The following is a 13,197-nucleotide window of genomic DNA, read 5'->3' as shown; positions in this document are numbered from 1 at the left end:
CCGCAGAAGGACAAGAAGGAGACGCGCTCAAGAACCGACCCCGAACAGGCTGATGACTCAGCGGACCTAGAACAGATGAAGCAATGCGATAAATACGACCACACTTGCGACAGTGGTTACAGCATATTTGATAACGCCTATCACCTTATCCGCCGTTTCAATGATTTCAACGCTCATGACCTTGGTCGGGACATAGATGATATCGCCCGCTTCTACAGCCTTAACCTCATCCGCAGGAAGTATTTTTCCGTCAACCCTCATGACCAGTACCTTGCCGGTATTCGCGTCAAACGCATAATCTCCTGCCCATTTGATATAGTCTTTGACCTTAAGACTGCTAAAATGCACAGTGGTAGGCCTCATGACCGCACCGATAACACTGACCGTTTCCTCCTTTTGAGGTATCCATAGGGTATCGCCCTCCATAACAACCGGGTCATCTTCGCCTCCCTTTTTGTGTAAGGCATCTTCAAGGTTAATAATAATCCTCTCGGACTGCTTCAGTTCGACATCTCCCAGTTTTCTTGCCTTGCCGGCGACGCCGGGCAAAGGGCCAAAAAGGTCCGCCGTCTCCGCAACCGTTTGACCGGCCGCATGCGCCACACCGGGCGCCATGCCCACAGCCGCCGCCTGAGCCACAGAGGCGCCGCTCGTTACGATCGGCGCGTTAGCGCTGAAAGGCTGAGGCAACGCCTCTTTGTGTCCGAATTCTTTTTCCAGAAGGAGTCTGTTTCTGACCACCTGACGGTCATATTCCAGGGCGTTTAACGCGTCTAATATCCTGTTCACCTGAAGCGTATCATTTTTCTGAATATCGGAAGGAATATTTTCTTTCTTCCGCATAAAGATGGTTCCTTTCCGATAGGCAAATTCTGTCGTTCCGCCTGCCCTCCCGATGAGATCGCTGAGCCTGTCGTTTTTCCCATATAAGGCGTAAATCCCTGGATTTTTTACCTCTCCCGTTATTTTAATCCAGCGGGGTCTTTCATAAAAATCAGAGTTCCTGTTGACCGTAACGACATCTTCATCATCAAGTAAAATGTTTTGAGTTTCGTCCCCTTTCAATAAGAATGAAAGATGGACCGGCAGGATCCTGGTGTGTCCTTCGCTCATGGCCTTTGCAACCTCTATCTTATCGTCTACTCCAGGCAGAGGACCTCCCGCCATCATCAATAAATTATTAAGCCTCATCCCTTCAAAACGTGTATAAACACCCGGTCTCTGAACAGAACCGAGGACCGTTATTTTGTGTTCCAGCGTAAAAGTTTTTTCTTTCAGCGTATAGACCCTCAATGAATCCCTGTCCTGAAGCAGGATGTTTTCCGGACTCCCTTCCTGCAAGACCTTTTCAATATTTAAAGGGATATGGGTATACCTCTCCGTATCAAAATCAAACCTCAAAAGATCAGCCCTTTCGAGATAAGCATCAGGCATGACATTTCCCGCTTTAAAGAGAAGGTCTTTAATTCTCATCCCGTCAGACCTTTCATAATTGTCCGGCCTCTGGACTGCTCCGGAAACCGCGACCGTTCTTGGCGGAAGAAATCTCACATCCCATTTTGAGTAGATCATCACCCTGTCCAGCGGGCGAAGGGGAAGGTCATCTTCCGGGTCCTTTGACAAAGCTTTGCCGAGATTGACAGAAATCAGCGTGGTGGTTCTTTTATCATCGTTTACCCTCAGGATATCCGCTCTGTCCATGTAGGCCTCGCCCAGCGGCCGGTTAATCTCTGAAAAAAGATCTGAAATCTTCATATTCTTTTTCAGTTCGTACTCTCCGGGCCTCTCAACCTTCCCCTCGACGGTGACTTTGTTTTCAATCCCGGGCAGAATCGACAGGACCGACACGGCATCGCCGTCATAAAGTTCGGGGTTTGAGCCGGGGGTGTTCTTGCTGATGTCCACATCCACAAGGACTCTCTGCTTATTTGGCACAACGGATTTAATGTGTATCCTCTGCAACACTCCGCTCGGCTTGATTCCGCCTGCGAGAGTAAAAAGATCTTTTAGTCCCTCCTCTTTCTTTAATTCATAAATTCCAGGACGTTGAACCTCGCCTTCTATCGCGACGACCTTCTCCGCCTTTGAGATAAAGATCACATCCCCGGCCTGAAGCGGCTGGTCATATTTGCTGTTGCCGTTCAGTAAATAATCATAAAAATCGACGGTGGCCGTGCTCCCTTTCCGTAATAACTTAATCTCTCTCAACGAACCGAGGTCACCGGGGCCCCCGGAGGCATAAAGGGCGTTAAATAAGGAGGTCACGGAACTTACCGCATAACTGCCGGGACGGAACACTTCGCCTGTAATATAAATCTGGATGCTCTTGAGGTTGTCAAGGGTGGCAATGAGAATAATTTTCATGTGAAGGGCGCGCTCAAGCTGGCTCTTAACGGCGTCCTGAAACTGGGCAAGGGTCATCCCTCTGGCGACAATCCTGCCGGCTTTTGGGATTCCAGCTTCCCCTTTCTCGTCGAGAAGCAGATTCAGGGTTGTCAGTTCGATGTTGTCCCCCCAATAATAGACGATTACCTTGTCTCCGGGATTGAGCAGGTAGTTAGGAGGGATTGTGGTATTGACGTACGAAGAAACCATATCAAGCGGGCCGACAAACCCTGAAACCGCGTTTTTCTCCGTTCCCTTTGGCAGCAGCCGTCCTTCCCTTAAACCTTTTTCTATCGAAAGCAGTCGTGCCCGCGCAGGCTCAAAAAAACTCAAGCCAAACCTCTTTAAGGGTTGAATAGTCTCTTTTTTTTGCTCTTCTTCCGCTTTCTGAACTTCCGGCTGAACGTCAATCGGCGCCGGTTCCTTTCCAATTTCTCTCTTTTCCTCTGGTGTATTTTCGGGTTTGATCTCTTTTAATTCAGGATTCTTTTTCAAGGATTCGACTCCCTCCGGCGTAAGTTTTCCTCCCGATTTTGCCATCTCCGCGGCAATCGCTTCTTTCTGTGCCGGAGTCAAATTTTCGGCCTTTTGGCACTGTTCGGGAGAGAAGCCTGCCGCCTGGCATCGTTCCAAAATATCCTGGGCATGCGCCTCATGATTGAATGTGGCGATCCATAATAACAGAATAAATCCTGCGCTTCTTTTAATCACCCGGCCCCCTTTGCTTTATCTGATGAGAAGCGCCAACGCTCCCCTTTTTTGTTTTTTGGATAGACTCCATCAAAAATGCGAGAAAAATTCCCGCGAATAATGATGTCACAAAACTCACCATAATCATCTGAACCCTTTTGGGTTTTATTTTTCGGTCAGGCACTCTGGCCCGGTCTATGACTTTAAATGCAAAGTTTTCCTTAACCTCTGCCATCATGGAAGATTCTATCTGCTGGGCGACCAGATTATATATTTTCTGCCTGATTAAAGGATCTGCTGTTTTAACCAGTTGTTCTTCGAGATACTTCTTATTGGTCTCGGCCACCCTTCTGGCTTCGTTTACCAGATGCTCGTTCAGCGCCGTCAAAAAATATTCGGGTATTTTTGCCGCAATTACAGGGTCGTAGAATTCCGCGGAAATCGTTATCGTATTATCTTTTATATTATTATTGACTTTAACGATACCATTTATGGCCCTTAAACCGTCCCATATTGTCGGGGGGATGGTATCATCCTCCGCTTTAAAGCCCGGGATGGTTATTTTTTTCTCTTTCTCTTTTTTCCAATCCTTTTTTTCATAATCCCACTTCTCATGAAAAAGGAGAGGAAGGAGATTATACTTCTCAATCACCTTTTCTCTCAAGACATTGGATTTAATAAGATTGACAATTTCAGAGGATGAAGATGCGGAGCCGGGGAGGGACAGTCCCGGGAGACCTCCGAATTGCTGCGCTATTGCGGAAAGGCCGCCGCTCCCTTCTTTACCGCTTACCGGTGAAATCACCGCCGCGGATTGATAGATGTTCGTCATCCGCATAGAGACTACGGCAGTCGTAAAAACAGCGGCCAACATCAGAATGAGTATCAGAAGCTTCCTCTTCCATATCACATGCCAGTAATCCAGGATATTGATTTCATCATCAGGGTAAGCCGCCGTAATTTTGTCTTCTTCTTTAGCGTTAACTGCCATTTTCCTTCACTATTTCGCGTTGACTGGTTTACATAAAACACCAAGACCTTGCCATATAGCCATATCCAAAAAAGAATGTCAATTATGAATCATCGTTCCGGAAAGAGAAATAAAAAGCGCCCCAAAATTTCCTCTCCCCTGATGATTTCCTCCATTTTTTGGAACGAACGAGACCGAAAAGACGCGGCGCCGAAACTCAACTTAATTCATCGGTATTTTTATTTTGACTATTTTGTTCAGTCTGCCTATAATCTCAACAGATTTTTAATTGTTTATTAAACATCCCTTAAATTTAAATTATTTTAAAATTCAGTTCACTATGACGTATGATATCGCTATTGTGGGTGGTGGTCTCTCGGGATGTTTTGCGGCCTTCCACCTTGCCAAAGCCGGATTAAAAGTAGTAGTGATTGAAGAGCACCCTTTCGCGGGGGAACCCCGCTTCTGCACAGGCATCATCGGCAAAGAGGCTTTCGACCGGTTTGACCTCCCGACAGCCCCGATTCAAAATACCTATTCCTCGGCCGTTTTTTATTCTCCCTTTGGAAATCACCTTAGAGTTTCAAAAAGTGAACCCCAGGCTTTTATCGTCAACCGGGCAAAATTTGACCAGGAACTGGCTCAAAACGCCATGTCTGCAGGGGCGGAATTTTACTATTCAAACCGGTGCATTCACTTTGAAAGCCAGCCGGACCGGATCTTTCTGACGATTCAGGGAGAAAACGGATTAGAAAGAAAAGTAAATGCCCGGATGGCCATTCTCTCGACCGGAACCTATTATGGCCTCCACCCCAAAGTCGGACGGGTACGGCCCAATCAATTTTTAGATACCGCTCAGGTAGAGGTTGAGGCAAATGATATTAGGGAAGTAGAAGTTTATTTTGGGGCCGAGATCGCGCCTGGTTCGTTTGCGTGGGCCAGCCCTCTCTCTCCGGGCCGGGCGCGAATAGGGATCAGTACGTACAAAAATGCCCATTATCACCTCACCCGGTTTCTCGAATCAGACTATTTCAAAGAGCGCATTCCGGAGCAAATTTTAGAAATCAAGAGAAAGGTCATTCCGATAAGCCCTATTAAAAGCACACATGGCCATCGTTTTCTGATTATCGGAGACGCGGCCGGTCAGGTAAAACCGACCACCGGAGGGGGAATTTATTACGGCCTCCTCTCGGCATACCTCGCCTCACAAAATATTATCGAGGCATTTCAGAAAGATTGTTTCGAAGAAAGTCACTTTTCTTCGTACCAGAAGGAATGGAAGAAAGAGATCGGAAAAGAGTTGAGGATCGGATTAATTACCCGGAAGCTGTTACGATATATTACTGACCACCAGATTGATTCCCTCATCCGGTTTCTTCAACAGGAAGAGTCTCTTGCCATTATTCAGAAGTATGCCGACTTTGACTGGCATCACAACATTATTCTCGCTCTTTCAAGAGAACCGTTCTTTTGGCTTCATTTATCCAGGCATATCCTGGGAATGAAAACAGAGGTTATCCTCCCCCGGCAACGGACCAAAACCCTCTAAACGTCTTTTCCTTCGACCCGCGAGCCATGAGCTTCGAGCCAAACTAAACATTCCATTTGGCGGTAAACGTAAACCAGAAAGATGTCAATATGAGTTTTAAATCGACTCCCAAACTCATTCTCTTGACATACAGCAGATCATATTTAAATTTGTACCGGTGGTTGATATCCCTGGCCGCGTAAACCTGCGCCATTCCGGTCAACCCTGGCCGAACGGATTGACGGAGAGAAAACCCTTCGATTTGATACATATGGATCAAAACCTCTCCATGCTCTCCCATGATTTTCTCGGATTCCCTTAAGGCCCTGGGGCCGACAAAGCTCATATCCCCCTTCCAGATATTAATCAACTGCGGAAGCTCATCGAGCGCGGTTTTCCTCAACCAGTAGCCGACACGGGTAATTCGGGGGTCGCGGGAGACTGCCATCACCGGCTCTCCGGCGATCTCGGCATTTTTAATCATTGAACGGAATTTAAATAAAATAAATTTTTTTTGATCCCTCCCTACCCGTTTCTGTTCAAAAAAAACCGGGCCACGGTCTTCCAGCCAGATTGAAAAAGGGATTACAACCCAAAGAGGGATGGAACAAAAGAGGCAAAAACCGGCAAACAATTTGTCAAAACCCCGTTTCACTAATTCATAATGATAAAACCGCATGCCAAATCCTTAATATATTTATTTATAACAAGATTATCCTTACAACCCTTTAACCTAAAAAGCAAGGGACATTCTGTTAACCTGTTAACGGGCGCGCGTCATGATTTGTGGGAAGCGGAACAACGGCTAAGGAAAGACGTGGAAAACATTGTTCCTCTGCACCGGCAAAATGGCATTTAGAATTTCATTTCTGTATTTGATTATATCTTTTTCTCTGCCATAACAATTAAGCACATTTTCCAAGGTCATTAAAAAACAACTGGACAAATCAACCGGCGTCTTTTAGTATTTTGGTTTTAAGGCACGGCAATAGGGAACGCCAATTTAACGCGCCCTTCTGCGCACTCCAGGAGTTCAAAGAATGGCTGGGTCCGTCCATGGAAACTTTAGCTAAAGTGAAGGGAGATATTCAAATGAATCCAAACAAAACACTTTGGGAAAAAGGCGATTTCACTCGAATTGCAGAGAGTATGAGAGAAAGCGGAGAAGCACTCGTTAAGACATTTGAAATCACGAAGGGGCAAAAAGTTTTGGATCTGGGATGTGGCGATGGAACAACCGCAATACCAGCGGCAAGATTGGGTGCGGAAGTATTGGGGGTCGACATTGCCAATAACCTGGTTGAGGCCGGTAACCGGAGAGCGAAGGCCGAGGGTCTCACGAACTGCAGATTCATGGAAGGCGATGCTAGCAATTTGAATGAGCTGAAAGACCACTCCTTTGATTTTGTGGTGAGCATTTTTGGCGCCATGTTTGCTCCAAAGCCCTTTGATGTGGCTAAAGAGATGGTAAGAGTAACTCGGCCCGGGGGTCGTATCGTGATGGGGAATTGGATACCCAATGATCCAACACTTGTAGCGCAAATCTTGAAAATCAGCTCCGCTTATTCTCCTCCTCCACCTGAAGGCTTTATCAGTCCAATGACGTGGGGAATTGAGAACAACGTTATTGAACGCTTTACCAAAGCAGGGGTTCAAAAAGAGAACATTAATTTCGTTAGAGACACTTATACATTCAGATTTCAGGGCGTGGCTTCGGATTTCGTTGCGGCATTTAGAAAGTACTATGGCCCTACCATGAACGCCTTTGAGGCTGCCGAAAAAAATGGCAAGGCCAACGATCTGGCAAGAGAGCTGGAAAATCTTTTTAACTCTCAAAACCAGAGCCAAAACAAGGCTGCCACTAGAATTCCAGCAACCTTTTTGCGTGTGACGATATCACTTTAAAAAAGGTGGCGATAGGCCGGGCAGGATTCAATGGCCTTTATTTGTATTGAAAGGGATTGCGAATATTCACTAATGATTTGCCCCTTGATTCTGTAAACAATTCTGTAATTATTATAAATTTTTTCTCGAATAGTTTCATTTCCATATTCTGGCACCATTCTTCCAGATTTAGGATACCTGTTATAGTAACCTAAAAATGAGAAAAAAAGGAAAACCTTCAATAAAAGATTTGACTCTATTCTTTTCACAGTCTTCTTTAGACATTTTTCATGAGCCGGAAGAATTCTTCTACGTTTTTGCGAAAAAGAAAAAGCGCGGTATCTTTTGGGGAATGTGAAATGGCGGACTCCGCCGTCTGTTTGACCGCTTCGGGGGAAATTTGATATTTTCTTGCCACAAACAGCGCATCCTGAATGTCAATCTCTGTGAATCGCCTCAGTTTGGCTATTATAAAATCAACCGGCGCGAGGATTCTTATCTCCAGCAAACCGGTCTGAACGGCAATGCTTGACCGCTCGGGATAACCGGGGGGCATGGCAATAACAGACCATCCCGAAAAATTCTCGCTCAAATCCGCCGGCACATGATGTTCCTTTAAAAAGTGGAATAAATCTTCAAGGCCTGTTTTGACTTCGGCATCCACATCCATTGTCGCCCTGTCGGGCATTCCATAAAAATAAAGGGACAGGCCCCCAACCAGAAGGATCTGCAACGGTCTTTGATGGATTCGGGCGAACTCTTCAAAAAGAGAAAGAATTTTATCAGGAGAGAGCGGAGACAAAATTCAGGGCCTCCAGAAATTGGCGATAATCCTTCGGATCAATTTTGCCCGAACGTGATTCCAGAGGTTTTCGCCCGGTGTGAGCCTGAATCATGGTTTTAAATTGGGAAAACCAGATACAGGCCTTTTGATAGGCCTCCCTGACTTCAGGCCGATCTAAATAAGTCTCCCATGAGACCCTGTCATTGAATAAAATTTCCAACCAGAGGACCCGGTAATTTTTATGATCAAGAAACACCTCTTCAAGCGTTTCTTTCCCTGTATAGTATGGAAAAATAACAAGCGTTTCTTTCATATTCGAGACTATATCAGAAATGTCATCCCCTTGCCAGACCCAAGACCAGCGATAGACTTCGCACCAAGACCAGCGATAGACTTCGCACCCACTTATTAATCATGTCATTGCGAGCACCGAAGGGTGCGTGGCAATCTTATCGTAAAGTCTTGAGATTGCTTCACTTTGTTCGCAATGACAGCTTTCTAACTCTGTTCTTGGGCCAGAGTCTTAAAATACAAAAGAAAAACGTCTCAACCATCCCGAGAGTCTAAAGATTTTAAAAGAGATTCAAATTTTTGGAGGGAAAAGGGACGGTCGTAGAGCTTCTCAAATGCCTGCCGGTTATTTTCGCCCAGTTTTTTACCCATTTCGGGCAGGTGTTCCATTAAGGCAAGATATTTGACCACACACCCTCCCCTGGCGTTTTGAATAATCTCTCCGAAAACCTTTTATTATACCTCACGAATTATTTCCGGTCCCCTGTTCCGTTCGCACCCAAGAACAGCGATAGAAAGTTGTCATTGCGAGCGAAGCGAAGCAATCTCGCCATCGTGAACCGAGATCGCCACGCACCCTACGGGCGCTCGCGATGACAGGCAAAACAAGGAGTTACAAATCCTATCGCTGTTCTTGGGTTCGCAAGAACGGGAGATGTCAGATTTTGCAAAATCTGTTTCATAAACTCACGCCGCCCTGACTCTCACACGGGCCTCAATTTTGGGCCAGATGGTTCTTTGAGCCATTCGCATGTCGTAATCTGCCTGAAGGTTAAGCCAGATTTCTGGCGAGATTCCAAAGTATTTACCAAGACGCAAGGCGGTGTCTGCGGTAATGGCTCGTTTGGCATGGATAATTTCACTAATTCGGCCTGGAGGCACATCAATGTCTCTGGCAAGCTGGTTCATACTAATACCAAGAGGTTTCATAAAATCCTCAAATAAAATTTCTCCTGGCGGAATCGGTCCCAATCGTTTTGTTTTCTTCTTCATAATTAATTTTTCTCCAATTTAATGATAATCCACGATTTCCACATGATGGGCATCGTTATCTTTCCAAAGAAAACAAATTCGCCATTGATCATTTATGCGAATACTATGTTGCCCTTTTCTGTCACCTTTAAGGGATTCAAGCATATTGCCAGGAGGTTGAATTAAATCCTTAAGATTCCTGGCACGATGGAGATAAAGCAATTTACGCCTCGCCTGCCTTTCAATAGCCTGGAGCGGGGAATCGTTTTCTGAAACCACATATCCTCCCCTGGCGTTCTGAATGATCTCTCCGATTTCACAACAACCCTTCCATCCCTTCGGAAAGAGAAACAATATGAACATCCCCCGCGTTCAATGAAAATCTTAAAGCTTCAATCTCTTTTCTCCTGGCGCCGTCGCCAATAAATAAAAAAAGAAACCGGGGGTTCCAGGACAACTATTTAGCCGCTGAAATTGTTAAGCCAGAACGGTATGAATATTATCCATTAAATGTTTCAGACTCTTTGAAGAAATTTTACCCATAATGCTGAGTAACCTCTGGTTATCAACCGCGCGAATCTGATCCACGAGAATGTCTGAAAGTTTTTGAAGACCTCCTTCTCCTGCTTTTAGATGAACACGTAAAAACCGTGCTTTAGGCTGTACCTGAGTGGTAATAGGACAAATAATTGTCGAAGGGTGAATTCCATTAAGCAGATCTGTTTGAACCACCACAACTGGCCGCACCTTTCCCGGCTCCGTCCCGATTCGTGGATTCAAATCGGCAATACATACATATCCCTTTTTAATTTTCATGCCTGTTCAATCAGACTTTCTTCAAATTTCTCAAAGGCATTCAGAACTTCCATGGAATCACCAGCCACCAGAGCAGATTCTTCGGCAAGGGTCTTTTTGAGTAAATTGCGTTTCCAGAGTTTATTATACAAATTCACCGCTTCGTTAATATAAGCATTCCTGGGGTGCTTACGCTTCCGAAGAATCTCCTCGGTTTCACTAAACACTTCATCTCTTAACTTTACCAAGACCAGCGATAGACTTCGCACCCACTTATTAATCATGTCATTGCGAGCACCGAAGGGTGCGTGGCAATCTTATCGTAAAGTCTTGAGATTGCTTCACTTTGTTCGCAATGACAGCTTTCTAACTCTGTTCTTGGGCTGTATTTGCAACTGCATCAACTATCTTAAAAAGTAAAGGGTAAATCTTCTTAATTAAAACCGGTTACCAGAATTGGAGAAAAAGCCATTCTTTTAAAGAATCTAAAAGAAAACCAAATTTTTGAAGGGCGAGGGGACGGTCGTAAAGCTTTTTGAAAGCCTGCCGGTTGTTCTCAACCAGTTTTTTGCGGTAATGAAACGTAACTTTTTACTCATACGGGAAGGCCATGGAGAGCTCTTCAGTGAAAATCTTATCGGCCTTGGGCAACGGCTGGGGCCGTTCCAACAAAGATGAAAAGAGTTCATTCCTCCTTGATGGCAGACCATAGGGTTTTGCTAAACTCAAAAAAATTTGAAAAACTTTTTTACTCCGGCGGGCATGGTAAGGAGATTCCGAGTTTCCCACCAACAAATCAAGTTTCAAGACCCCAATTTTACAATTTTATTCATGAAATTCGAAAATGAGTGAAATTTGGAAAGGAATGTAAAGAGAAAACATTATCTCAAAACCCTCAGTTCTTTTCTGAACGGGTATTAGGCGGCGGATTCTCCGCTAATTTGCCATGCGGGAAACAGCAAAACAGCAGGATGACAATGAAGAGCGCGGGCTAATACTTTCGCTCTCTCCGCCCCTAATTTAATCCGGTCCATTTCAATGCCTGAAATGGTTGACTGGGGAATTCCCGTAATTCTTGCCAATTCGCTTTGACTAAACTGGTTCAGCTCCCTCGCAATTCGAACTGACTCTCCAATAGAAATTTCAATCCTCGTTTTTGATTTAAAATATCCCTTTTTTGGCATTCTTAAGCTCCTTAAATTTTATAGTTGTGAGCGTTCATATCAAAGACTTCAACGATTATCTCTTTTCTATCGATGTGATATAAAACGCGATATTGGTCATTTAAAGATGATGATCTATACCCTTCCCAATTCCCTTTCAAGGCATGATCTCTAAAACCGGAAATTTGTTTCAATGCTTCCGGACCTGACAAAGAAACGATATTTTTCCAGAATTCATATCTTTGAATGATGTGTTTTGAAAGACGATCAATGCTCTTTTGGGCTCGTCTGCTTTCATATACATTCCACATAACAAAATTATACTATACTAATTTAGTTATATAAAGGATTTTCTTTCTAAAACTATAAGTAGAAAAATGGGCTTTCTTGCTTCAAAAACGCAATAATCAGGATATTCATTACAGAATTGAATCGGGAGGCAAACATTATCAATTCCCCTTTGCCGGGTTATAATAAGTTCCCTGATCATCCGGACCCCGGTGAGAAATGGAGCGATTCATTTTCTCAAGAAGATCAGGATTAAATTGCCCGAAAAAACCGGCTATTCCGCACATCACAATATCCAATATTCTGTATCATTTAATTCTTGACGGAATTTTTAAAAGTAACTACAATAGTCATAAGGAGAAGGAGAAAGAATAATGAGCATTGTAGGCGTCAGAGAACTTAAAAGCCACCTCACACAATATCTTCGCAAAACAAAAGCCGGAGAAGAAGTCATTATTACCGAGAGGGGAATGCCGATCGCGGTCATTCAGCCGGCAAAAAAAGCCCTACCATCCAAATCGTCAGCATCAAAACTGGCTGAACTGGCAAAAGAAGGTAAAATTTCCCTCCCCCAACAAAAATTTCTCCTCAAGATTCCTATAATCAAGATCTCGGGCTCACCTATCTCAGAGACTGTTCTTGAGGAACGTCGTTGACTTATCTCGATACCAGCGCCCTTATCAAGCGATACATTCAAGAATCGGGCACTGAATTGATTCTTGCGTTGTTTGAAAATAACTTCGAAATTCTAACATCAAAGATTGCTTACGCGGAAGTTTATTCCGCTTTAACACGAAGAATGCGTGAGCAGGATCTGCCGAAAGCCCGATATCTTGAGGTATGCCGGCTGTTTGAGCGGGAGTGGCCGGCTTACATCATTGTTGAGTTAAATAATGATATTCTTCATCTCACAAGAGACCTGATTAAAAAATATCCTCTCCGTAGTTTTGACGCCATCCATCTTGCCTCTGCAAAATTCATAAAAAACAGACTAAAAACGGCAATGACTTTTGGATGCGCTGATCATCGGCTTTTACAGTGTGCCAAAAAAGAAAAGTTTGACCTTCTAGCCGTTTAATTTATTCCTCCACAAAACCCGCTATCCTAATGTGAATATTCTACAACGCAAATTAAAGCAAAAAGGATTATTATTTTAAAGATTTTAAGAGGGAATTGAATTTCTGAAGGGCGAGGGGGCGGTCATAGAGCGTTTCAAAAGCTTTCCGGTTATTTTCACTGTCAAACCAGGAGTCAGGAAAAGTTCATTTAAAAACTCCTGGATTTATGTTACATTTGCAAATGATAGTATACCCAAGAACAGAGTTAGAAAGCTGTCATTGCGAACAAAGTGAAGCAATCTCAAGACTTTACGATAAGATTGCCACGCACCCTTCGGTGCTCGCAATGACATGATTAATAAGTGGGTGCGAAGTCTATCGCTGGTCTT

The 13,197-nt window shown here is 44.3% G+C and carries 18 protein-coding genes; 5 read left to right on the top strand and 13 right to left on the bottom strand.

Annotation, left to right across the window (positions count from 1 at the left end):
- Window positions 1–66: 66 nt before the first annotated feature.
- Together HYR79_08115 and HYR79_08110 are read right to left on the bottom strand one after the other, a co-directional pair.
- Window positions 67–3,096: an SLBB domain-containing protein gene (locus HYR79_08115; protein MBI1821659.1), complete on the bottom strand. Its 3,030-nt coding sequence runs from the start codon at window positions 3,094–3,096 to the stop codon at window positions 67–69.
- The gene (locus HYR79_08110) at window positions 3,089–4,066 is read right to left on the bottom strand and encodes a hypothetical protein (GenBank protein MBI1821658.1); all 978 of its coding nucleotides are present in this window, start codon (window positions 4,064–4,066) and stop codon (window positions 3,089–3,091) included. Before HYR79_08110 ends, HYR79_08115 begins: the two co-directional genes overlap by 8 nt.
- An 84-nt stretch (window positions 4,067–4,150) precedes the next feature.
- Here HYR79_08110 and HYR79_08105 point away from each other — a divergent pair, with 84 nt between their 5' ends.
- Complete coding sequence (locus tag HYR79_08105; GenBank protein MBI1821657.1) at window positions 4,151–4,345, top strand: hypothetical protein; 195 nt, start codon at window positions 4,151–4,153, stop codon at window positions 4,343–4,345.
- A gap of 40 nt (window positions 4,346–4,385) precedes the next feature.
- Window positions 4,386–5,594: an NAD(P)/FAD-dependent oxidoreductase gene (locus HYR79_08100; protein MBI1821656.1), complete on the top strand. Its 1,209-nt coding sequence runs from the start codon at window positions 4,386–4,388 to the stop codon at window positions 5,592–5,594.
- A 43-nt stretch (window positions 5,595–5,637) separates the two neighbouring features.
- On the opposite strand, the gene HYR79_08095 is transcribed toward HYR79_08100, so the two are convergent.
- Complete coding sequence (locus HYR79_08095) at window positions 5,638–6,252, bottom strand: sugar transferase (protein ID MBI1821655.1); 615 nt, start codon at window positions 6,250–6,252, stop codon at window positions 5,638–5,640.
- Between the two features lie 413 nt (window positions 6,253–6,665).
- Between HYR79_08095 and HYR79_08090 the strand changes: the two genes are divergently transcribed.
- Window positions 6,666–7,478: a methyltransferase domain-containing protein gene (locus HYR79_08090; protein ID MBI1821654.1), complete on the top strand. Its 813-nt coding sequence runs from the start codon at window positions 6,666–6,668 to the stop codon at window positions 7,476–7,478.
- 256 nt (window positions 7,479–7,734) lie between these two features.
- Here the strand turns inward: HYR79_08090 and HYR79_08085 are convergent, their stop codons facing one another.
- From HYR79_08085 to HYR79_08040, 10 genes are all read right to left on the bottom strand, one after another.
- The gene (locus HYR79_08085; protein MBI1821653.1) at window positions 7,735–8,259 is read right to left on the bottom strand and encodes a hypothetical protein; all 525 of its coding nucleotides are present in this window, start codon (window positions 8,257–8,259) and stop codon (window positions 7,735–7,737) included.
- A complete protein-coding gene (locus HYR79_08080) occupies window positions 8,240–8,554 on the bottom strand; it encodes a hypothetical protein (GenBank protein ID MBI1821652.1) in 315 nt (104 codons plus the stop codon). The genes HYR79_08085 and HYR79_08080 overlap by 20 nt, the downstream gene beginning before the upstream one ends.
- A gap of 233 nt (window positions 8,555–8,787) precedes the next feature.
- On the bottom strand, window positions 8,788–8,943 hold the full coding sequence (locus tag HYR79_08075; GenBank protein ID MBI1821651.1) for a hypothetical protein: 156 nt from the start codon (window positions 8,941–8,943) through the stop codon (window positions 8,788–8,790).
- 276 nt (window positions 8,944–9,219) lie between these two features.
- The gene (locus tag HYR79_08070; GenBank protein MBI1821650.1) at window positions 9,220–9,525 is read right to left on the bottom strand and encodes a HigA family addiction module antidote protein; all 306 of its coding nucleotides are present in this window, start codon (window positions 9,523–9,525) and stop codon (window positions 9,220–9,222) included.
- A gap of 18 nt (window positions 9,526–9,543) precedes the next feature.
- Entirely contained in the window at window positions 9,544–9,867 is a 324-nt protein-coding gene (locus HYR79_08065) for a type II toxin-antitoxin system RelE/ParE family toxin (GenBank protein MBI1821649.1), read from the bottom strand.
- Between the two features lie 114 nt (window positions 9,868–9,981).
- A complete protein-coding gene (locus HYR79_08060; protein ID MBI1821648.1) occupies window positions 9,982–10,320 on the bottom strand; it encodes a type II toxin-antitoxin system PemK/MazF family toxin in 339 nt (112 codons plus the stop codon).
- Window positions 10,317–10,568 (bottom strand): hypothetical protein, encoded by a 252-nt coding sequence (locus tag HYR79_08055; GenBank protein ID MBI1821647.1) that lies wholly within the window; start codon window positions 10,566–10,568, stop codon window positions 10,317–10,319. The genes HYR79_08060 and HYR79_08055 overlap by 4 nt, the downstream gene beginning before the upstream one ends.
- Window positions 10,569–11,216: 648 nt before the next feature.
- Window positions 11,217–11,483, bottom strand: coding sequence for a helix-turn-helix transcriptional regulator (locus HYR79_08050; GenBank protein MBI1821646.1), 267 nt, complete (start codon window positions 11,481–11,483; stop codon window positions 11,217–11,219).
- A gap of 11 nt (window positions 11,484–11,494) precedes the next feature.
- Complete coding sequence (locus tag HYR79_08045; GenBank protein ID MBI1821645.1) at window positions 11,495–11,773, bottom strand: type II toxin-antitoxin system mRNA interferase toxin, RelE/StbE family; 279 nt, start codon at window positions 11,771–11,773, stop codon at window positions 11,495–11,497.
- A 138-nt stretch (window positions 11,774–11,911) separates the two neighbouring features.
- Window positions 11,912–12,049 (bottom strand): hypothetical protein, encoded by a 138-nt coding sequence (locus tag HYR79_08040; protein MBI1821644.1) that lies wholly within the window; start codon window positions 12,047–12,049, stop codon window positions 11,912–11,914.
- A 75-nt stretch (window positions 12,050–12,124) separates the two neighbouring features.
- Here HYR79_08040 and HYR79_08035 point away from each other — a divergent pair, with 75 nt between their 5' ends.
- Both HYR79_08035 and HYR79_08030 read left to right on the top strand, forming a co-directional pair.
- Window positions 12,125–12,406 carry a type II toxin-antitoxin system prevent-host-death family antitoxin gene (locus tag HYR79_08035; protein MBI1821643.1) on the top strand — a complete coding sequence of 94 codons (282 nt, stop codon included), beginning with the start codon at window positions 12,125–12,127 and terminating at the stop codon, window positions 12,404–12,406.
- A complete protein-coding gene (locus HYR79_08030) occupies window positions 12,403–12,828 on the top strand; it encodes a type II toxin-antitoxin system VapC family toxin (protein MBI1821642.1) in 426 nt (141 codons plus the stop codon). Before HYR79_08035 ends, HYR79_08030 begins: the two co-directional genes overlap by 4 nt.
- Window positions 12,829–13,197 lie beyond the last annotated feature (369 nt).

It is taken from the genome of Nitrospirota bacterium (assembly GCA_016178585.1).
Classification (GTDB): Bacteria; Nitrospirota; Nitrospiria; order JACQBW01; family JACQBW01; genus JACOTA01.
This window is presented reverse-complemented; position numbering and strand designations above follow the sequence as displayed.